Source organism: Paraperlucidibaca wandonensis (genome assembly GCF_042677145.1).
GTDB lineage: Bacteria > Pseudomonadota > Gammaproteobacteria > Pseudomonadales > Moraxellaceae > Perlucidibaca > Perlucidibaca wandonensis.
In genome coordinates this window covers 1,933,999-1,953,395 of sequence record NZ_JBHTIT010000001.1, presented here as the reverse complement: position 1 = coordinate 1,953,395, position 19,397 = coordinate 1,933,999, and the positions used below count along the sequence as shown (strand labels likewise).

Annotated in this window: 21 protein-coding genes; 8 read left to right on the top strand and 13 right to left on the bottom strand. The window is 53.4% G+C overall.

Going from position 1 to position 19,397, the window contains the following annotated elements:
• Nucleotides 1–98: 98 nt before the first annotated feature.
• Together ACFQ0F_RS09260 and ACFQ0F_RS09255 are read left to right on the top strand one after the other, a co-directional pair.
• On the top strand, nucleotides 99–656 hold the full coding sequence (locus ACFQ0F_RS09260; protein WP_379071392.1) for a hypothetical protein: 558 nt from the start codon (nucleotides 99–101) through the stop codon (nucleotides 654–656).
• Nucleotides 657–671: 15 nt separating this feature from the next.
• The gene (locus ACFQ0F_RS09255) at nucleotides 672–2,327 is read left to right on the top strand and encodes a GMC family oxidoreductase (RefSeq protein ID WP_379071389.1); all 1,656 of its coding nucleotides are present in this window, start codon (nucleotides 672–674) and stop codon (nucleotides 2,325–2,327) included.
• A 25-nt stretch (nucleotides 2,328–2,352) separates the two neighbouring features.
• Here the strand turns inward: ACFQ0F_RS09255 and ACFQ0F_RS09250 are convergent, their stop codons facing one another.
• A complete protein-coding gene (locus ACFQ0F_RS09250; protein WP_340675976.1) occupies nucleotides 2,353–2,613 on the bottom strand; it encodes a YfhL family 4Fe-4S dicluster ferredoxin in 261 nt (86 codons plus the stop codon).
• A gap of 2 nt (nucleotides 2,614–2,615) precedes the next feature.
• Complete coding sequence (coaD, locus tag ACFQ0F_RS09245; RefSeq protein ID WP_340675977.1) at nucleotides 2,616–3,113, bottom strand: pantetheine-phosphate adenylyltransferase; 498 nt, start codon at nucleotides 3,111–3,113, stop codon at nucleotides 2,616–2,618.
• A gap of 323 nt (nucleotides 3,114–3,436) precedes the next feature.
• Here coaD and ACFQ0F_RS09240 point away from each other — a divergent pair, with 323 nt between their 5' ends.
• Nucleotides 3,437–4,054, top strand: a complete 618-nt coding sequence (locus ACFQ0F_RS09240) for a LysE family translocator (protein WP_379071385.1) — start codon at nucleotides 3,437–3,439, stop codon at nucleotides 4,052–4,054.
• A 130-nt stretch (nucleotides 4,055–4,184) separates the two neighbouring features.
• Here ACFQ0F_RS09240 and ACFQ0F_RS09235 read toward each other — a convergent pair whose 3' ends face one another.
• Nucleotides 4,185–4,685: a lactoylglutathione lyase family protein gene (locus ACFQ0F_RS09235; protein WP_340675978.1), complete on the bottom strand. Its 501-nt coding sequence runs from the start codon at nucleotides 4,683–4,685 to the stop codon at nucleotides 4,185–4,187.
• A 94-nt stretch (nucleotides 4,686–4,779) separates the two neighbouring features.
• On the opposite strand from ACFQ0F_RS09235, the gene ACFQ0F_RS09230 reads away from it, so the two are divergent.
• Nucleotides 4,780–5,649 carry a LysR family transcriptional regulator gene (locus tag ACFQ0F_RS09230; protein ID WP_379071382.1) on the top strand — a complete coding sequence of 290 codons (870 nt, stop codon included), beginning with the start codon at nucleotides 4,780–4,782 and terminating at the stop codon, nucleotides 5,647–5,649.
• 37 nt (nucleotides 5,650–5,686) lie between these two features.
• Here ACFQ0F_RS09230 and mutM read toward each other — a convergent pair whose 3' ends face one another.
• The 7 genes from mutM to ACFQ0F_RS09195 form a co-directional block, all read right to left on the bottom strand.
• Entirely contained in the window at nucleotides 5,687–6,547 is an 861-nt protein-coding gene (mutM, locus tag ACFQ0F_RS09225; RefSeq protein ID WP_340676145.1) for a bifunctional DNA-formamidopyrimidine glycosylase/DNA-(apurinic or apyrimidinic site) lyase, read from the bottom strand.
• 19 nt (nucleotides 6,548–6,566) lie between these two features.
• Nucleotides 6,567–7,376: an HvfC family RiPP maturation protein gene (locus ACFQ0F_RS09220; protein ID WP_379071379.1), complete on the bottom strand. Its 810-nt coding sequence runs from the start codon at nucleotides 7,374–7,376 to the stop codon at nucleotides 6,567–6,569.
• A gap of 28 nt (nucleotides 7,377–7,404) precedes the next feature.
• Nucleotides 7,405–8,271: an HvfB family MNIO-type RiPP peptide maturase gene (locus ACFQ0F_RS09215; protein WP_379071375.1), complete on the bottom strand. Its 867-nt coding sequence runs from the start codon at nucleotides 8,269–8,271 to the stop codon at nucleotides 7,405–7,407.
• 15 nt (nucleotides 8,272–8,286) lie between these two features.
• Nucleotides 8,287–8,574: an HvfA family oxazolone/thioamide-modified RiPP metallophore gene (locus ACFQ0F_RS09210; protein WP_340675982.1), complete on the bottom strand. Its 288-nt coding sequence runs from the start codon at nucleotides 8,572–8,574 to the stop codon at nucleotides 8,287–8,289.
• 169 nt (nucleotides 8,575–8,743) lie between these two features.
• Nucleotides 8,744–8,986, bottom strand: coding sequence for a hypothetical protein (locus tag ACFQ0F_RS09205; RefSeq protein ID WP_340675983.1), 243 nt, complete (start codon nucleotides 8,984–8,986; stop codon nucleotides 8,744–8,746).
• Nucleotides 8,980–9,624, bottom strand: coding sequence for an RNA polymerase sigma factor (locus ACFQ0F_RS09200; RefSeq protein ID WP_340675984.1), 645 nt, complete (start codon nucleotides 9,622–9,624; stop codon nucleotides 8,980–8,982). The genes ACFQ0F_RS09205 and ACFQ0F_RS09200 overlap by 7 nt, the downstream gene beginning before the upstream one ends.
• A gap of 20 nt (nucleotides 9,625–9,644) precedes the next feature.
• Complete coding sequence (locus ACFQ0F_RS09195) at nucleotides 9,645–10,421, bottom strand: ATP-binding protein (RefSeq protein ID WP_340675985.1); 777 nt, start codon at nucleotides 10,419–10,421, stop codon at nucleotides 9,645–9,647.
• Between the two features lie 162 nt (nucleotides 10,422–10,583).
• Here ACFQ0F_RS09195 and ACFQ0F_RS09190 point away from each other — a divergent pair, with 162 nt between their 5' ends.
• Nucleotides 10,584–13,442 (top strand): penicillin acylase family protein, encoded by a 2,859-nt coding sequence (locus ACFQ0F_RS09190; protein WP_379071370.1) that lies wholly within the window; start codon nucleotides 10,584–10,586, stop codon nucleotides 13,440–13,442.
• A 103-nt stretch (nucleotides 13,443–13,545) separates the two neighbouring features.
• Here ACFQ0F_RS09190 and rpmG read toward each other — a convergent pair whose 3' ends face one another.
• Nucleotides 13,546–13,701, bottom strand: a complete 156-nt coding sequence (gene rpmG / locus ACFQ0F_RS09185; protein ID WP_116207284.1) for a 50S ribosomal protein L33 — start codon at nucleotides 13,699–13,701, stop codon at nucleotides 13,546–13,548.
• Between the two features lie 23 nt (nucleotides 13,702–13,724).
• Entirely contained in the window at nucleotides 13,725–13,961 is a 237-nt protein-coding gene (gene rpmB, locus ACFQ0F_RS09180) for a 50S ribosomal protein L28 (protein WP_340675987.1), read from the bottom strand.
• Nucleotides 13,962–14,131: 170 nt separating this feature from the next.
• Between rpmB and ACFQ0F_RS09175 the strand changes: the two genes are divergently transcribed.
• The gene (locus ACFQ0F_RS09175) at nucleotides 14,132–15,076 is read left to right on the top strand and encodes an alpha/beta hydrolase (RefSeq protein WP_379071366.1); all 945 of its coding nucleotides are present in this window, start codon (nucleotides 14,132–14,134) and stop codon (nucleotides 15,074–15,076) included.
• Between the two features lie 67 nt (nucleotides 15,077–15,143).
• Here the strand turns inward: ACFQ0F_RS09175 and ACFQ0F_RS09170 are convergent, their stop codons facing one another.
• Nucleotides 15,144–16,184, bottom strand: a complete 1,041-nt coding sequence (locus tag ACFQ0F_RS09170; protein ID WP_379071363.1) for an AraC family transcriptional regulator — start codon at nucleotides 16,182–16,184, stop codon at nucleotides 15,144–15,146.
• 190 nt (nucleotides 16,185–16,374) lie between these two features.
• Here ACFQ0F_RS09170 and ACFQ0F_RS09165 point away from each other — a divergent pair, with 190 nt between their 5' ends.
• On the top strand, nucleotides 16,375–17,538 hold the full coding sequence (locus ACFQ0F_RS09165; protein WP_340675990.1) for an isovaleryl-CoA dehydrogenase: 1,164 nt from the start codon (nucleotides 16,375–16,377) through the stop codon (nucleotides 17,536–17,538).
• Between the two features lie 18 nt (nucleotides 17,539–17,556).
• A complete protein-coding gene (locus tag ACFQ0F_RS09160; protein WP_379071360.1) occupies nucleotides 17,557–19,377 on the top strand; it encodes an acyclic terpene utilization AtuA family protein in 1,821 nt (606 codons plus the stop codon).
• The last annotated feature ends 20 nt before the right edge of the window (nucleotides 19,378–19,397 follow it).

Here is a 19,397-nt window from a genome sequence, read left to right as displayed (position 1 = left end):
TAGGGCTCCGTTTTGCTTTCTAAATAGCCTTTTTATGTGCGCTAAAACTGCGGTAATAAACACGAACACCCCTCAATAAAAACAATACCGAGGATGCGATGACTTCAACCCCAATTAGCAAAATAAGCTCGGGCGTAAGCCGCCGAAACTTTTTGCGCACAGGTGCCATTGGCGGCTTTTTGCTTGCCACGGGTTCCGCTACTGCGATGCTAACCGGCTGTGCCAAATCAGTTCCTGCGAGTGATCGGCTATTTTTGCGTGAGCAAGATGTTGTGGTGCTAACTGCACTCATTCCTATTGTGTTGGCTGATGCCTTACCCACTGGCGAGGCGCGAGCTGCGGCGGTAACACGCACGCTGGCCGCTATTGATGGCTTTGTTGGCAACACCAGCCCAGCAGTGATGGATCAGCTCTATCAACTATTTGATTTGCTCAGTCTGCCTCCAGCACGTGTGGCAGCGGCTGGCCTATGGTCGGATTGGCCAAATGCGAGTGAAAAAGACTTATTAGCCTTTCTCACTCGCTGGCAGCACAGCAGCGTTGGTTTGTTTCGCGCGGGCTATGCCGGTTTGGTCAAAATCATCACCGCCGGCTGGTATTTATTACCTGAAAGCTGGCCTGCCATCGGCTATGTCGCGCCAGTGCGCGTGGTTTAGGAATAGGAGCAAATCATGAGCATAACTGTCGCAGGAATTATTGATCCTATTCGCCGTGGCATCGCCAATGGCTGGAAAGTACATCACGCCGGTGAAATGGCGACTGACCAAAGCATCGAGTGTGATGTGGTGATTGTTGGCACCGGCGCTGGTGGTGGCACCGCTGCTGAAGTGCTGACTCAAGCTGGCTTGAGAGTAGTCATGCTCGAAGAAGGCCCATTGCGCAGCAGCGATGATTTCAAAATGCAGGAGGGCGAGGCCTTTCGCGACCTCTACCAAGAAGGTGGCGGGCGCACCACAAAAGATGGCGCCTTCACTATTTTGCAGGGCCGTGCAGTCGGCGGCAGCACCACGGTGAACTGGACATCAAGCTTTCGCACACCAGCAGAAACACTGAAGCATTGGGCTGATGTAAACGGCGTTAAAGGCCTCGATGAAGCTTCTATGGCGCCGTGGTTTGAGCGCGCCGAGCAGCGCTTAAACATTAGTCCATGGATGGTTCCTGCCAATCCCAATAACGATGTTATTCGTACCGGTTGTGAGGCCCTGGGCTGGAGCTGGCATAGCATTCCGCGCAACGTTGCTGGCTGCTGGAACTTAGGCTATTGCGGCGTTGGCTGCCCGACTAATGCCAAGCAATCGATGTTGGTGACGACAATTCCTAGTGCATTAACCGGCGGTGCGGTGTTGTATCAGCGCGCTCGTGTTAGTCAGCTGATTATTGAGAAAGATCGTGTGGTTGGCGTGATGGCCGAAGGCATGCCCGAGCAAGGTTTTGCCCCGACAGGTCGTAAGCTAACCGTGCGCGCGCGCCACACTATCTTGGCCGGTGGCGCGATTAACAATCCCGGAATTTTGCTGCGCTCGAAAGCCACGGATCCACATGAATTGGTTGGCAAGCGTACTATGGTGCATCCAGTAAGCGCGAGCTTCGCCCAGTTTGAGCGTGAGATGAACGGCTGGACTGGCGCACCACAATCGCAGTACTCCGATCATTTCCAATGGAAAGATGGCGCTGCTGGCCCGATGGGCTTCAAGGTTGAAGTGTTGCCGATGTTGCCGGCATTTATCGCTGGCCTGTTGGGCAGTTTTGGCGAGACACATTTGCAGGAAATGAAAGCACTCGGCCATTTAAACGGCATGATTGCACTGATGCGCGATGGCTTCACTGAAGATTCACCTGGCGGTAGCGTCAGCCTGCGTGACGACGGCTCGCCCGTGCTCGACTATCCGATGACCGACAGCCTGGCCGATGGCCTGCGCCGTGCCTATTTGGCGATGGCCGAAATGCAATTTGCCGCAGGCGCTAAGCAAGTGCGCATGATGCAAATGGGCACCCCGGCATATAAGAGCTGGGCCGATGCAAAAGCCGCGATTGCTAACTTTAGCATTGAGAAGTTCCGCACTGGTCTAGGCTCAGCTCACTTAATGGGCGGCTGCGCCATGGGCGAAGATCCGCGCACATCGGTGGTGAATAGCCAAGGCCAGCATCATCAGCTAGAGAATTTAAGCATCATGGATGGCTCGGTGTTTCCGACCAGCATTGGCGCTAACCCGCAGCTGTCGATTTATGGCCTAGTCACGCGCAATGCCACGCTGTTGGCGCAGCAGTTAGCACCAATGACAGCGGCTCGTGCTGATGAGTGGGCGGCGCTGCGGATGCTTGGCTAAGGTTCTTTGCCAAGCCAGAGGCTGCTTATGCCTCGGGTTTCTCGGCAGTTAGCTTTTCAAATTTAGCCTGCAATTCCTCACGACTCTCAGTGTGGTTTGGGTCGATGGGGATGCAGGCGACGGGGCAGAGCTCCACACATTGCGGCACGTCGAAATGCCCCACGCACTCAGTGCAGAGTGCGGGATTAATCTCGTAAATTTCCGGGCCCATATAAATCGCCAGATTTGGGCAGGCCGGCTCACAGACATCGCAGTTAATGCATTCGTCGGTGATGAGTAGCGCCATATCTAGCTCTTGCGCGGGCCATGCCCGAGTTTTTCAGCGAAGGCCGCGAGCACAACAGGTGATACGAACTGCTGCACATCGCCACCAAGAATGGCGATCTCGCGTACCAAACTCGATGAGATAAACGACAAATGCTCAGACGGCGTTAAAAACACCGTTTCGAACTCGCTATTGAGCTGGCGATTCATATTGGCAAGCTGGAACTCATACTCAAAGTCTGACACCGCGCGCAGGCCACGCAGCACCACATTGGCATGCATTTCGGTGACAAAAAACGACAGTAGCTTATCGAAGCCGACCACTCGCACATTGGGCAGGTGAGCAATCACCTCTTGCGCCATGCTCACGCGTTCCTCTAGCGAAAATAGTGGTTTCTTCTTTTCGCTGGCGGCGACCGAAACAACGACTTCATCAAACAGGCGCGAAGCGCGCTCAATGAGGTCCTTATGACCGTTGGTGATGGGGTCGAAGGTGCCGGGATAGACGACGCGTGTGGACATGGGCATTCCTTGTTCAGTGTTTTGTCAGGTGGTGATGGTACTACTGTTGCAAATCGTGCGCGCAGAAATGCACTACCTGCGCACCATACAATAAAAGCTTGGATGATTTCGCAGGAAAAGTATCACGCCTTGCGATGGTTTTACGTCCATCGGAATGGTTCTGTTGCGAGATTGTCGGGTGCAATCCGGCGTGGCATGCTCGATGACAAAGGATGTGCGGTATAAACTAGGTTGGGCGACAAAGCGAAAAACACCCTTGGAGCTGGTGCAGGTACTCTTATCCTTTTTATACTCGGTACTTAGTAGAGGTATTTACATCGGCCATGGGTACATTTGAAGCATTTACGCTTTTCTTGGTAATGCTGCCATTGGCCGCAATGCCAAGCTCAAGTGTCGCGCTCGTGGTGACTAGGTCTGTTTTTTTCGGAAGAGCCAGTGGAGTGGTTTCTGCATTGGGCATCGTGGCAGGTGACTTAATCTTTGTCGCAATGGCTTTGGTCGGTGTGAGCGTGTTGGCTGAGTGGCTTGGTGCGTTATTTTCCGTTGCGAAATATTGCGGTGGCATTTACCTGATTTGGTTAGGGGTTGGAATCCTCAAATCTAAATCATCACTGGAATTTCAACTTGCCTCGACAAGCAAGTCCTCCTATTTGTCTGACTTCGTGGCGGGGTTATTCCTGACGCTTGGCGACGTCAAGGCAATACTGTTTTATGCCAGTCTTTTTCCCGCTTTGATTGATATGAAACAAGTCGGTCTAGGTGAGGTCGTGGCCATCAGTGTAATTACCATTGTCACAGTTGGCGGCGTGAAGTTGATCTATGCAATATTTGCTTCAAGGATTGTTGAAAGCTTAAGGCACAGGGTGTCGTCAGACTTGCCAAGAAAGCTGGGCGGCACACTTATGATTGGGTGTGGTTCAGTCTTGGTTACAAAAGCATGAGAGTCCAACAGTCTTTTAACTGCGCGCGCGTGCCGTTGTCATTCAACAAATCATTGCAGAGGCGTTTGAGGCGTTAAGCCCTGCGGGCTCGCCTTTGCAATAAGTCCATCGGAATGCACTCACCGATGATTCAGTAGGCTCCCTCACTGTATATCAGCTCGTAGCTGTGACTGTAGATTTCCACGATGTTCCCGAATGGATCTTCCATGTAAATCATTCGATAGGGCTTCTCGCCTGGGTAGTAGTAGCGCGGCTTTTTCATGCGCTGCTTGCCACCAGCGGCCACAATGCGCTCAGCAAGCTCTTCGACGTTGGGGTCTTGCACGCAGAAGTGAAAGACCCCAGTTTTCCAGTATTCAAAGTTGTCTTCTGGGTTTATCTGGTTTTTGAATTGAAACAGCTCCACACCAACCCGATCGCCGGTGGATAGATGGGCTATTCGGAAGCTTCCCCATCCTGCTCCGAACACCTCGGTGCACATTTCGCCTATAGCGCTGTCGTCTTCTTCGATCTCGGTGGGTTTCATTATCAGATACCAGCCCATGACCTCTGTATAGAAATGGACAGCCCGCTCTAGATCAGGGACGGAAATACCGATGTGTGAGAAGTTTCTTGGGTAAACGTTGCTCATTGCGCGTCCTCCTCTAACTGAATGGAGAGAAGGTTACCGATCGCATTTAATTATGTAAAATAATCATATCTAATCAAATATATTACATTACGTTATGATAAATCCTGCTTGGTTACGCAGCTTTTGCACCCTTGTCGACGTTGGTCACTTTACTCACACGGCTGAGCGGCTCCACATGACGCAGTCGGGAGTGAGTCAGCATATGCGCAAATTGGAGGAGGCTCTAGGTGTCGAGTTGCTTGTACGGGACGGGAAGAAATTCTCGCTCTCGGATGCCGGAGAGCGACTTTATGCTAAGGCACAGGACATTCTGCAGGCTCTGTCGAATCTAGAGCAGAGCGTTGGAGAGGACCCGCCCTATGAAGGCATGGTACGGGTGATGTCTCCGGGGAGCGTCGGACTTAAACTATATCCACACTTATTAGCGCTGCAAAAAAAACATCCAAAACTCATAATAGATTATCGCTTTGCACCCAATTCCGACGTCGAGAATGCAATCGCAGAATCCACCGTGGATATTGGCTTTATGACATCAAAATCCACCCTAGCTGATGTCAGTTGTACGCCTGTCGCAGAAGAGTCGCTATTGTTAGTAACGCCTGCGACGGTCGAAATGCTGGACTGGGAAACCTTGATGGCCATCGGTTTTATCGACCATCCTGACGGAAGCCATCATGCCAATCTGCTGATGGGCGCCAATTTTCCGGAGTTCCAGCACATTCATCAGTTTTCTAGGAAGGGATGGTCGAATCAAATTGGTTTGATTCTGGAGCCGGTCAGTTTGGGCATGGGTTTTACGGTCTTGCCGGCTTATGCGGTTGAGGCATTTCACAAGCCTAAGCAAATCAAAGCTCACCGACTTTCCAATCCAGTGAGTGAAACGCTATTTCTTTGTGGCCGGCGTCAGAGGGCTATGCAAAAGCGAATGGAAACGGTAATAGCGGAAGCTAGGCGATGGCTATGAGTTCGACGTTAGATTTCATAGGATATTTTGTTGTGAACTAGCGCTGGCAACGCGCGCAAAACACGGTGCTGCGTGCGCTTAAACGAACCTCAGTAAGCGGTTTATTGCAGCGCACGCATGGCTCGCCAGCGCGACCATAAACACTTAATTCCTGCTGAAAATAACCCGGTTCACCTTTGCCATTTACAAAGTCGCGCAGCGTTGTGCCGCCACGCTCAATGGCCTGCGCGAGGATCTCTCGGACGGCCGCGCTGAGCGCCTTATAGCGCGCCTGGCTAATGCCCCCAGCTTCGCGTAGCGGGTGGATGCCGACGCGAAACAGCGCTTCATTGGCGTAAATATTGCCGACACCGACCACCACGTGACTGTCCATTAGAAAGCTTTTGATCGGTGCAGATTTTCCGCGGCTGAGGCGAAATAGGTGTTGGTCATCGAAGGCTTCACTTAATGGCTCGGGCCCCAGCGATACCAAAAGTGGGTGTTGCTCGACGGGTAGCTCCAGCCATAGGCAGCAACCAAAGCGCCGCGGGTCGTGGTAGCGCAATTCCCATTGCGGCTCGGCATCTAGATCGTCTTCGCGATCGCTCAGACTAAACACCAAATGATCGTGGGTTTTACGATCGGTGCCAGGCTCAACTAAGCGCAGGCTGCCGGACATGCCTAAATGCACCATCAGCACGCCAACATGACCGTTGGCCTCGTGCTCGCAATACAGCAGCAAATACTTCCCACGTCTGTCGATGCGCTGAATGAGGCGGCCAGTGAGAGTGTCGGCTAATGATTCGGGCACAGGCCAGCGCAGGCGTGCGTTATGCACAGCAACTTCGCTAACGCGGCGGCCGATGCAATGCGGCGCGAGGCCTTGGCGGGTGGTTTCTACTTCGGGTAATTCAGGCATGGCTTGTTGGCGTGGCAGATTAATGGCGCAAGCGTAACCCATGTGCAATGAGATCGCGTAAGACTGTGCGCACCATGGTCGCGACTTCTTGTGGATGTGCTTGAGGCATAGCGCTGCAAATGCGTGCAATGAGCTCAGAGAGTGCGAGCGGTGCTTCGGCCTGAGTTAGCGCTTCGAGCAAAAAGGCGGCAAATGGCGTGATCTCATGTATTTGCAGCGAGAGTGCGGCGTCATCAGCGCGCAAGGCCATTAAGCAGACAGACTCTTGCTTTACGACGCTTAGGTCGCTGTCTTCGCGCCATTCATGCACGCGCCATTGGTAGGCTAGTGCCCATGCTGGACCGGCGAGCTGAAGTTGCGGGTCATGATCGGCCGAGAGCGCCTCATCCAAGGCGTTGGTATCGACGCCTAAAGCCATTGGGCGATCATCGATGTCGGCAACCAGCTCCATCCATTCGTAATGCATGAGCGACTCTAGCCAAGGCAAGGCGAGGAGGTCTGGCCAATCTAAGCTTTCAGTGAACTCTCTGAAATGTAGCGAAATATCGTAAAAAAATGGCGAAGTGCAGTTAAAGTCGGCGAAAAAGCGATTAGTAAGTCGCGACCATAAGGCCTCGCCAAGCTGCGCTTTGGCGATAGGGAAAGTGATATCGACAAAATTAATGACGTTGTTAAACAGCAGCTCGCGATAAGTCGCTAAGCGCTCGGACTTAATGCCTACTGGTGCGGCGGCTGCTTCGGGGTCGCGCAAATGCGCAGTGAAGGCGTATTGCAGGCGCTGAAACTCGGGCAGGTGGGCAGATTGATACTTGGTTTGCTGCGCACTCATGGCCTCAGCCTCAGTTGAGACAGATGCTTTAAGCGGCACGGCTAATGGCCTGTGTTTGTGCGCGGCGAATCAGCTGCATTTCGCTCAATAACTCGGCCATTGGCGGAATATTAAAGTCGCGCTCAAGCAATGTTGGCAGCACGCCGAAATGCGCATAGGCCTGATCAAGTAGAGCCCAAACATCATCGCAAACCGAGTCGCCGTGAGTGTCGATGCGTAAATCTTCAGCCTCGCGATAATGCCCAGCAATATGCACATAGCTGATGCGCTCAGCCGGTAAGGCGAGCAGGTATTCGCGAGCATTGAAGCCATGATTGATGCTGTTGACGAAAATATTGTTCACATCCAACAACAAACCGCAGTCGGCAGCTTTTAGGACTTCGCTGACAAATTCGTGCTCGGCCATTTCTGAGCCGGGCGCGGCATAGGTCGAGACATTTTCCAAAATTAAGCGGCGACCTAAAACATCCTGCGCTTGGCGCACGCGAGCGGCGACATAGTCCACGGCTTCACGCGTCATCGGGATGGGCAGCAAATCATAGAGATGGCCTTGATCACCGGTATAGCTCAAGTGCTCGGAATAGGCGCGAATCTGATGTGTGTCGAGGAAGTCGCGGATGCGCTTGAGTAAATCAATATCGAGTGGTGCAGGGCCGCCAATAGATAGGGACAAGCCATGGCATAGAAAGGGATAGCGCTCGGTGAGTTGGCGTAAGTCACGAGCATAGCGGCCGCCAAGACCAATCCAGTTTTCAGGTGCTATCTCAAAAAAATCGGGGCGTGTAGCGTTCGTGATGGCTTCCGACTCGGTGAGAAACTCAGCCATAAAGCTGCGTCGCAAACCGAGACCGGTGCCATTCACCGGAAAACGTGGCTCAGAGTGAGAGACGTTCATCCGACTATCAATAACTTACTTTTTAGCGCCGCATTTAGCTTCGCCGCACTTGCCTTCGTGTGCCGCTTTTTCTGCGCCGCATTTAGCTTCAGCAGCTTTCGAGGCGGCTTCTGTTTTAGCGGCTCCGCATTTGGCTTCTTCAGCTTTCTTTGCGCCACAGCTAGCTTGAGTAGCTTCGGTTTTAGCCGCGCCACACTTGGCTTCGCCAGCTTTAGCAGCGGCGGTGTCGCCAGCGTGTACAACGCCAGTCATGGATAGAGCCAACATGGCGGCGATTGGAGTCAGAGTCTGTAGCTTTTTCATCGGTATTACCTCAAAAGTTAGGACGCTTGGCATCGTGTTTGCGCCATCGTCACAGCTTAGACAACGACGCTAGCAACAACGTTACATACAAAAAGAAACATTTTTCATTTTGTTTGCGAATAACGCTGAGCCAGCAGCGAGGCCATGGGCTCAGCTAACACAACGGTTATCAGTGAGGGTGCGTGTGGTTATGCTCTTCGAGTGCTTGCAGCCAAGCCTGCACTTGCTCTTCGCTAACAGGCTTAGCTTCACGCTTGCGCAGGGCTATCAGCATGGTGATGATTTGGATGACAGCGCGTCTGCAGTTAGCGCAGCGCACCACATGCCATGTCACCAGCAAGTTGGTTTTGATTGGCAGTGCACCGGATAAAAACTCGGTGGCATTAGTGCCGACATCACGACAATTTAGCATTCGCCTGTCTCCTCGTAATGCGACACCATAGTAAATACGCGGATTCGCGCCCTGTGCAGCAAGACACGAAAGTTAGACTGCGAAATGGCCAAGGTGTTACAAATTTCTTTCGGGGAAAGCCCTTCAATATCCTTCAGTGTTAGTGCCATGCGTTGACCATCGGGCAAGTCGGCCATGTGGTGTTCTAGGCAGTCCTGCAGCACATGCGCTTCAAGCAATGCTTGTGGGGTGTCATCGGTCCAGCGCTGAAATTGCACGCCCCATTGCGTACCGAAAGGTCCGCCAGGCACAAAAGCATTAGCCAGTGGGTCGTGCTCACCCTCGAGGCCCTCTAACGACACTTCACGTTTTTGGCTGCGAATGATGTTGTAAGACTTGTTCATGGCAATGCGTACGAGCCATGTTTTCAGGCCTGAACGGCCTTCAAAGTTGGCGATGGCGGAATAGGCCGAAATCCAGCTCTCTTGCACAGCATCTTCGGCATGACGCGGCGCAATGCTGCGTGCGGCTGCAACCATTGCACCGCCAAAGCGACGCATGGCCTCACCCCAGGCCGATTGTTGACCCCCGCGCAAGGCAGCAAGTAAATCACGTTCGCTACTGTCGGCATTGATTTTCGATTCGGTGGCTGTGGCCATCCGTAGTCTCCCTCTAGCTATTATTTTTGGACGTTGAGTTGCTGTGATCCTACCCAATGACGGGCAAATTGCTGTGCCACGCGGCCACTGCGTGAGGCTCGAGTTTGAGCCCAACGTAGGGCCTCGCCACGGATATTTTTACTCCATTCGGTGTACCCGAGCTGCTGTAAATGATGCTGCACCAAGCGCTCGTAATCGGCCTGCGAGAAGGCTAAGAATGATAGCCAGAGGCCGAAACGCTCCGACAGCGAAATTTTCTCTTCGGTGGATTCGCCGGGATGCACTTCGTCGTCTATCCATTGAAACTCTTTGTTATCGGCATGCACAGTGGGCATGAGAAAGCGGCGATTACTGGTTGCATAGATGAGCACATTATCGGCGGGTGCTTCAATGCCGCCATCGAGTGCGGTTTTCAGTGCAATAAGCGCTGGATCGGCGTTAGCTACAGAGAAATCATCAACATATAAAATAAAGCGCTCGGGCTTGCCGCGTAATGGTGCAACGATTTCTGGTAAGTCGATGAGGTCGTGTGGCGGCACTTCAATTAAGCGCAGGCCCTCATCGGCAAACTCATTGAGTAATGCTTTCACGAGGCTGGATTTGCCTGTGCCACGAGCACCGGTCATTAGAGCGTGGTTGGCGGGAAGGCCAGCAACAAACTGAGCGGTGTTTTCGCGTAGGGCAGCCTTTTGGCGGTCGATGCCGAGCAAGTCATCAAGGCGAATAGCATCAATGCGGTCGATAGCTTGTAGGGCATGGTGGCGCCAGCGCCAAGCGAGAGTTGAGGTGCTGTTCATAGGGCTCAATGATAAAAACACCACTTGAGTATAGGGGAACAAAGTCGATTCATAGACTAAACAAGATGATGTGTCCGTGAATATTCTAGCAACTGTGCTTGGATGGCTGTGAATCAGGTATTACAGTGCAGTAATAACAAGAAGACTCCTAAGGGGCGCTGCATGAAAATCGGACACTCGTTTTCGTTAAAGATGCGCCAAGCTTTAACGGTAGTCGCTGCTTGCAGCTTGATAGCTTGCGGCGATAGCGATAGCAGCAGCACTAGTTCAAGCGCTAATAATGGCAATGCTGGTGGCGCGCGTGTATTACGTGCTGAGACAGTCTTGCCTCCTGGCCAAAGTGGCAACGTCAGCTTGCTTGGACAGGCGCAAGGCTTGCTGAGTGGTAGTCCTGCCAGTTATGGCTCGCATATCGACGATCAGCGCGAGTTGTACTGGTCGTTTCGTGCAAAGCCGGCGGTGCTAGGGACACGACCTGGCAGCCCTTCCTCGCCAAAATCAGGCATAAGTATTTATCGTGATGACTTTGGCGTGCCCATTGTCTATGCCGATAACACGCAGGATGGTTGGTATGGCGTGGGCTATGCCATTGCCGAAGATCGTTTGTTTTTACTCGATGCGGTGCGTCGTACAGCCAAAGGCACGCTTGCTGAGTTGACTGGCTGCAGTGCAGTTCCAGCAGATATACAGCAGCGCCTACTGGCCTATACCGAGGCTGAATATCAAACCATGTTTGATGCCGCTACAAGCGAAGCTAAAGCCTCGGTTTTGGGCTATGTCGATGGTGTTAATGCGCGCATTGCGGCGGTGCGCAACAACCCCACTTTATTACCAGCTGAGTATGGCCTGCTCACTAGTTTGCCTGAGCCGATTACAGTAAGTGATGTGTTGGCGTCAGGGGTTTATATCACGCGCTTTGTGGCTGCAGAGGGTGGTAATGAGATGGCCAACGTGGAGCTGCTAAAGTCGTTATCGACAAGCCTAGGCTCTGAACGGGCGGGCAAAGATGCATTCCTCGATTTTACTTGGTTGGATGATCAGCAGGCAGCGGTAAGCGTACCGTCTAGCGGGCCACGTTTTAGTAATCACACCACGCCGAAGCCTGCTAGAGAGGCTGTTTTTGAGCAACAGGCGACATGGGCGATGACTTTGCCGGTTACTTTAGCTAATGGTTTGGGCACGGGCGCAGCTCCGGCGCCAGTGCCATGTGGGTTGCCGGTCATCGCTATGGCAACATCGGCCTCATCCGCTCTTGCGAGCGCGGTGCCGCGTGAAGTGCTGGTGCCGAAGGCTGGGCAAAAAATGCTGGCATGGGCTGAGCGACCATCTACATGGGTGCTAGCAAAGTCAGCATTAGTGTCACCTACTGCCGCGCAAAAATATGCAAGCCGCGAGTTGACTCAGCGAGTACAGGTGGCCATGAATGAGCTGCGTGCCTATCTGCATGGCGGTTCGCATGCCTATGCCATAGGCTCAAGTAGAACAAAGAGTGGTGGTACTTTATTGGTTGCTGGGCCTCAGCTGGGCTATGCCTATCCACTCTTGTTAGTAGAGTTTGAGATAAATATACCAGGAGTATCTGCGCGTGGTGCTTCGGTACCAATTTTGCCAGCTGTGGGCATTGGCTATAGCAATCATGCGGCGTGGGGCTTAACAACGGGGTATTCAAAAACAATAGACAGCTTCATTGAGACGCTCTGCTCCACGGCACAGCGTGGACAAGGCGAGTGTCTCGCAAATCAGTATTTCCACGATGGTTTATGGAAAAATATGAGTTGTCGGCAAGAGTCGATTAAGTATCGAGCAGCGACGCAGGGTGTGCCGTTATTGCCGGCGCTACTGAGTACATCTGCGCAGCTGTGTCGAACGCTGCACGGGCCATTGGTGGCACGAGACGATGATGCAGGCCTCGGGCGTAGTGTGAGTTATGCCATGTGGTTGCGCGAGATTGAGACTATTGAGGGGATTCAAGCGTGGAGTCGAGCGAAAACATTTGCAGAGTTTGATGCTGCCATGGCGCTCGTCACTTGGAATGAGAACACTGTCGTAGCCACTCGGGATGGCCATATTGCGTTTTATCATCCTGGGCTTCATGCCAAGCGCCATCCCAGCACTGATATGCGCCTGCCCATCAAAGGTACCGGTGAGTTTGACTTCGATGGCACCTTATCATTTAGCGCAACTCCTCAAATACGTGATCCGGCTCAAGGCTATCTGGCGAACTGGAATAATAAGCCGGCATTGGGCTGGCTTGATGGCGAAGGCTTGGGCAGTACGAGTCGTCCAGGTGGTGCTGGGCAGCGGGTGACAATTATCGCCGACCTGCTGGCCAGTCGGCATGATTGGGCTTTTAGTGATTTGATTGCGCTTGATGAAGCGGTTGGTACGACTGATCCGAGGGCACGTGAGTTTGTGCCTATCCTGCAGCGCTTTTATGATGCCCAGGCGAGTCAGCTCAGCGCGCCAAGTCGTTTATTACTTGAAGCCATGTTGAGCTGGGATCGTCGCCATTACGCTAAGGGTTTAGATATTAAGGATCCGATGGCGCGTGACACTCCTGGTGCGACAGTATTTGATGAGTGGATCAGGTCCCTGCGCGATAGCCTATTTGCGCGCCTGCGTGAGGCTCCTCTGGGCGAGGGGAGCGCCTATGATCGCTTTGCTGGTGTAGGCAGCCATGTTTTTGATCAAAGTGTGATGGATAACGTGGCGCTGCGTATTTTGGCGCCTGGTCGCTCGAGCATTGCCACGCGATGGCCGTGGGCGGCAGGGCGTAGCTTGGAGCAATTGATGGTTGAAAGCTTAAACTTGACGGCCAGTCGCTTGAGTCAGACGTGTGCCAATGGCGGCGAGCTCACGCCGGGGTTATTGGCGCAATGCCGTCGGGTGCACCCACGCAGCCAGCTTTGTTCACTGTCTGGTGTGATTGGCCCAGGCGCATCGACGGTGCCAGGCACATCGTGTGTGACCATGCCCTACCAAGATCGCGGCAGTTGGGTGCAGCGAATTGGTTTTGAGTAGATTAATGGTGCCATCTTAGGCAGATAATCAGTAAGCACAAAAAAGCCCGAACAATGTCGGGCTTTTTTGCGAGAAGCTGCAACTAATTGCTAAAAAACGGCAATTACTTGATTTTAGCTTCTTTGAACATCACGTGTTGACGGATTTTGGGATCAAATTTTTTGATCTCCATTTTTTCCGGCATAGTGCGTTTGTTCTTTGTGGTTGTGTAGAAATAGCCAGTGCCAGCAGTGGACACAAGACGAATCTTATCGCGCATGATGTGACTCCTTTACCAGCGGCTTAAACAGTAACGCCCTGAGCGCGCAGATCAGCAACGATCACGTCAACACCCAGTTTGTCGATGGTACGCATGCCTTTAGTGGACACGCGCAGACGCACGAAGCGTTTTTCGCTATCTAGCCAAAAACGTTTGTAGTGCAAATTTGGTTCGAAGCGACGCTTCGTTTTGTTGTTCGCGTGCGATACGTTGTTGCCAACAATCGGACGCTTGCCTGTAACTTGGCAAACTTTAGACATTTCGGTCTCCGCAATTCATTCAGCTCGCCGCCAAACGGCGGCCGACAGCGAGGGCGCGATTTATACCAGAACAAGTCGCACGCTTCAACGTAAACGGCGAAATTTTGTTCCAGATCGCCTATATTTGGCGTTTTCTACGATTCACGACGAGTAAAACAGAGAAATTACGCATGAGCAGAGAGATTATTTCATTAAAGTTGAGCGGCGCAAAGCACATGCAGAGTGTCATCGCTAAAAAAGCATTGCCGGCGGTCCTTCGCGCCACGATGCGTCCTTTATGGGCGAGCAAAATACCTGTGCCTACCATGCGCAGCCTCACGGAAGGCCTGTTGCGCTATGGCTTGATACCTCGTGCTGCAAAAATTAGCAGCACTCGATTGGCAGGCCGTGACTGTGAATTGATTACGCCGGCAGCAGGTGCCAGCGAGCAAGTGCTGTTTTTTGTCCACGGTGGCGGCTATGTCGCCTGTTCGCCGCGTACGCACCGGCCTTTAACTAGTCGTCTGTGTTTGGCGCTTAAGGCCACAACCTATGTGCCGACGTATCGTTTGGCGCCAGAGGCTCCTTATCCTGGCGGGCTCGATGATGTGCATCAAAGCTATCTTGCGCTGTTGAAGAAAGGTGTTTCGCCCGAGCATATCTCGCTAATGGGCGATTCTGCTGGCGGTGGCATGGCACTAGCGCTGGCTCTGCGTCTGCGTGATCGTGGCGAGCCGTTACCAGCGCGGATGGCATTGATTTCGCCTTGGGTCGATCTCACGCTGCAAGGTGAGTCGCTACAGTCTAAAAATGATCTAGATCCGATGCTTAGTCAGGCATGGATATATGCCAAAACGCCGCTCTATTTAGGCAAAACAGCTGCCGATGACCCCGGCGTGTCACCATTATTTGCTGATCTGGCAGGTCTGCCGAAGACATTGGTGCAGGTTGGCACGAATGAGATCTTGCTGAGCGACTCGGAGCGCTTAAAGGTGCGTGCAGATGCCTGCGGCTGGGCATTGCAGCTGACGGTTTGGGATGGCATGTGGCATGACTTCCAAATGCTGGCCGATATGCTGCCAGAGGCGAATGCCGCGATTGAGGCTATTGCCGAGTTTGTTGAGAGCACAAAATAGTCGCGGGCCTAGTTGAGAGGCTAGCGCGGTGCGCTCAGCCGCAATTAAGCCGAGTGATCTAAATGCGCTAGCTCGTCGCCCGTGCGAGCTGGCGCTGAGCTTGCCAATGCGCCCGATAATCGCCGGGCGTCATCCCTGTCCAATGCTTAAACGCCTTAATAAACACCGCTGCTTCGCGAAAGCCAATATCTCGCGCCACCGCGTTGATACTGGTCTGTGGCTCGCGCAGCAGCGCCATGGCATGCTCGCGGCGCAGCTCATCCTTAATTTCCTGATAGCGCGTGCCTTCGACCAAAAGCTGTCGGCGCAATGTCCGGCCAGTCATAAATAGCTCGCCAGCGACGACATCTAAGCTGGGTAGATCGGCCATGCCGCCCTGCACCAATCGGCTGCGCACGCGGTGGCTGAGGCTGCCTTGAAACACCGGCTTGATGAAAAACCCCAGCGGCAACTCACGGATTAAGACTTTCAGCTCATCTCGACTGCGTGTGACTGGCAGTGCCAAGACACGAGCGTCGAAATGCAGCGCGGTACGGTCTTGGTTGAAATGATGCGGGCAGGGATAGAGCTGATGGTACTCGGCCTCATGCGGCGGCGGCGGATAGCTAAAGTGGGTATCGGTGAGCAAAATACGGCGGTTAATTAGCCAGCAGGCGAGACGATACCAGCACAGTAAAATCGTCTCGGTGAGCACATGGCCTGGATCGCGCTCAGGCTCGCGCAGGCGCAACTCGAACTCAGCGACACCATCGCGCTCGCTAAGACGCAGCGAAATGCTATCGGTGAGTACGCGATAAAAATGCGCACCCTGGCTTAGCGCTTGCCCCAGGGTGTCGGCACTAAGCACGCTGTGCATCATCAATGGAAAGGTACCAACGCGGCTGGGCTCGGCAGAAAAGCCCATAAACTCATCATTGCTGCAGCGCCACAGAGCGCGCATGAGATTGGCGAATTGCAGCGGAAGTAGGCGGCCGCTGGTGTCCTCTAGCCAATAGCTGGGAATGCCGGCCTCTTGCAATAAAAGCTCAGGATCGAGTCCGGAATTGATGGCGTGTTGCAGCATGGCTGGCACGACGTGGCCGGAAATGGTCTGATGCAAGGGGTTCATAGCGGTCTCTTGAGCACGGCGTATCGTGTCCCAATTTACAAGTAAAAAAAGCTATAGATCGGGATGATAGCGGTTTTATAGCCAATATGTGTCCGAATTTATCAATTTTCTAGCCGCTTTTCACATTGCCCCAAGGCTCTAAGCTAGCCACACTCGCAGACGTTCAATTCAGCCTGCAAAAAGGTGTGCTATGCATTATCCAACCCTAAATCATGATCTCGGCGACACCATCGATGCTCTACGTGACAGCGTGCGTCAGTTTGTCGACGCGGAGATTCGGCCGATTGCCGACGCCGTCGATCGTGACAATGAATTCCCTATGCCGCTATGGCGCAAGCTCGGCGATATGGGCTTGCTCGGCATCACCGCACCGGAAGAGTTTGGCGGTGCAGGTCTTGGTTATTTGGCCCACACCGTGGTGGTAGAAGAGATCAGTCGCGCTTCAGCCTCGATTGGTCTGTCGTATGGCGCACACTCCAATCTTTGCGTGAACCAATTAACCAAGAATGGCTCACGCGAGCAGCAGCAAAAATACCTGCCCAAGCTCATCAGCGGTGAGCATGTCGGCGCCTTGGCGATGTCTGAGCCTAATGCTGGTTCGGATGTGGTGAGCATGAAGTTGCGCGCTGATCTGCACGGCGATCATTACGTACTAAACGGCAACAAGATGTGGATCACCAACGGCCCCGATGCCGATGTCTTGGTGGTGTATGCGAAAACCGACGTTAGTGCCGGCTCACGCGGCATCACAGCGTTCATCATCGAAAAAAGCATGCCCGGCTTTAGCACGGCGCAGAAGCTCGACAAGCTCGGCATGCGCGGCTCTAACACCTGCGAGTTAGTGTTCCAAGATTGCAAGGTGCCAGTGGGAAATGTGCTGGGCAGCGTCGGTCGCGGCGTCAATGTCCTGATGTCTGGTCTCGACTTCGAGCGCGTTGTGCTTGCTGGCGGCCCTGTTGGCCTGATGCAAGCATGCCTTGATGTGGTACTACCCTACCTTCACGATCGCAAACAATTTGGTCAGTCCATTGGCGAGTTTCAGCTCATGCAGGGCAAACTCGCCGATATGTATGTTGCGCTCAGCACCAGCAAAGCCTATCTCTACAGCGTGGCGAAAGCCTGCGACCGTGGCGAGACCACGCGCAAAGATGCCGCTGGCGTGATTTTGTACACCGCTGAGCAGGCCACTTGGATGGCCGGCCAAGCTATTCAATGCTTAGGCGGCAATGGCTATATGAACGAAAACCCCTGCGGCCGCTTCTGGCGCGATGCCAAGCTTTATGAAATTGGTGCAGGAACTTCTGAGATTCGCCGCATGCTCATCGGCCGCGAACTTTTTGCCGAAACTCTTTAATTGCAGTCGGAGATTGCCATGAAATCTATTCGTATCGGTTGTGCCTCGGCGTTTTGGGGTGATACCTCCACGGCTGCTGAACAGCTTGTAAGCCACGGCAAACTCGATTATTTGGTGTTCGATTATTTGGCCGAAGTCACCATGTCGATTTTGGCTGTGCAGCGCATGAAAGACCCAGCACAGGGTTATGCGCGCGATTTTGTTGAAGTGATGACGCCATTACTGACGCAGGTTAAAGCGCAGGGTATTAAAGTCATCAGCAATGCAGGTGGCATGAATGTCGGTGCTTGCCGTGATGCCTTAGTAGCTGCAGCGACAAGTGTTGGCATTGAGCTGCGCATTGCCGTAGTTGAGGGCGATGACCTAACCGCGCGCCAAGGCGAGTTCCGCGAAGCTGGCATTACTGAGATGGAAACTGGCTCGGCTTTCCCCGGCATGTTGGTGAGCATGAACGCTTACCTCGGCGCGCCAGCCATTGCCGAAGCGCTGCGCCAAGGCGCCGATGTCGTTATCACCGGTCGTGGTGTCGACAGCGCGGTCACGCTAGGGCCAATGATGTATGAGTTCGGCTGGACTGCCACCGACTACGACAAATTGTCACAAGGCTCGCTTGCCGGTCATATCATCGAATGTGGCGCGCAATGCACTGGCGGCAACTTTACTGATTGGCAAACCGTCTCCAATGGCTACGAAAACATGGGCTTCCCCTTTGTCGACGTACGCGAAGATGGCTCATTCCTCGTCGGTAAGCCCGAAGGCACTGGCGGTGCCGTCACGCTCGGCACCGTCGGTGAGCAAATGCTTTATGAGATTGGCGACCCGCGCGCGTATTTATTGCCCGATGTGCGCTGCGACTTCACCACCGCACGCCTCAGCCAAGTCGGCAAAGACTCTGTCTTGATCGAAGGCGCTACCGGCTACGCGCCGCCAGACACGTATAAAGTTTCTGGTACTACGCCACGTGGTAATCGCATCACTTCAACCTTTTTAATGGGTGGTCGCGAAGCGCCAGCCAAAGCTCAGCGTGTTGCTGACGCATTAATTAAAAAGTGTGAAGCCCTATTTGCCAGCAAAGGCTGGGGTCCTTTCACCGAAACATCGGTAGAGCTGCTGGGTGCTGAGTCGATGTATGGCGCTAACGCGCGCGAAGGCGCATTGGCCACGCGTGAAGTCATTGTGAAAATTGCCGCTAAGCACAAAGAGAAAGCAGCCTTAGTGTTGTTCTCAAAAGAATTGGCACAAGCTGCAACTGGCATGGCGCCTGGCCTTACCGGATATTTCGGCGGCCGCCCCAGCGTGCAGCCGGTGGTGCAGCTATGGTCATGCAAAGTGCCGAAGCGTGATGTCACTATTACCGTAGATTTTGAAGGCGTGCGCACTCCGATTGTGGTCGAAGAAGGCCTGCCATTTGATGCTAGCCAGCTCGCACCACAAGCCGCTGGTGAGGTGTGGGCTGCCACGGCAGACGCTGTGAAAGTGCCACTGATTCGCTTAGCGGTTGCTCGCAGCGGCGATAAAGGCGATCACGGCAATATCGGCGTCATGGCGCGCAAACCAGAGTATGTGAAGTACCTGCGTGCGACGCTCACCGAGGCTAATGTTTCTAAGTATTTTGCCCACACGTTGGCTGCTAATAGCACCGTGTCGCGCTGGGATTTGCCGGCTAGCAACAGCATGAACTTCCTGCTCAAGCATGCCTTGGGTGGCGGTGGTATCGCCTCATTGCGTACTGATCCGCAGGGCAAATGCTTTGCGCAAATGCTGCTCGACTACGACATTGCTGTGCCAGCCGAGTTGGCTGCTAGCTTGCCAACGATCAATGAGCCTGTGAGCGGCTGAGCGCTTTTTAAAAGCACTGG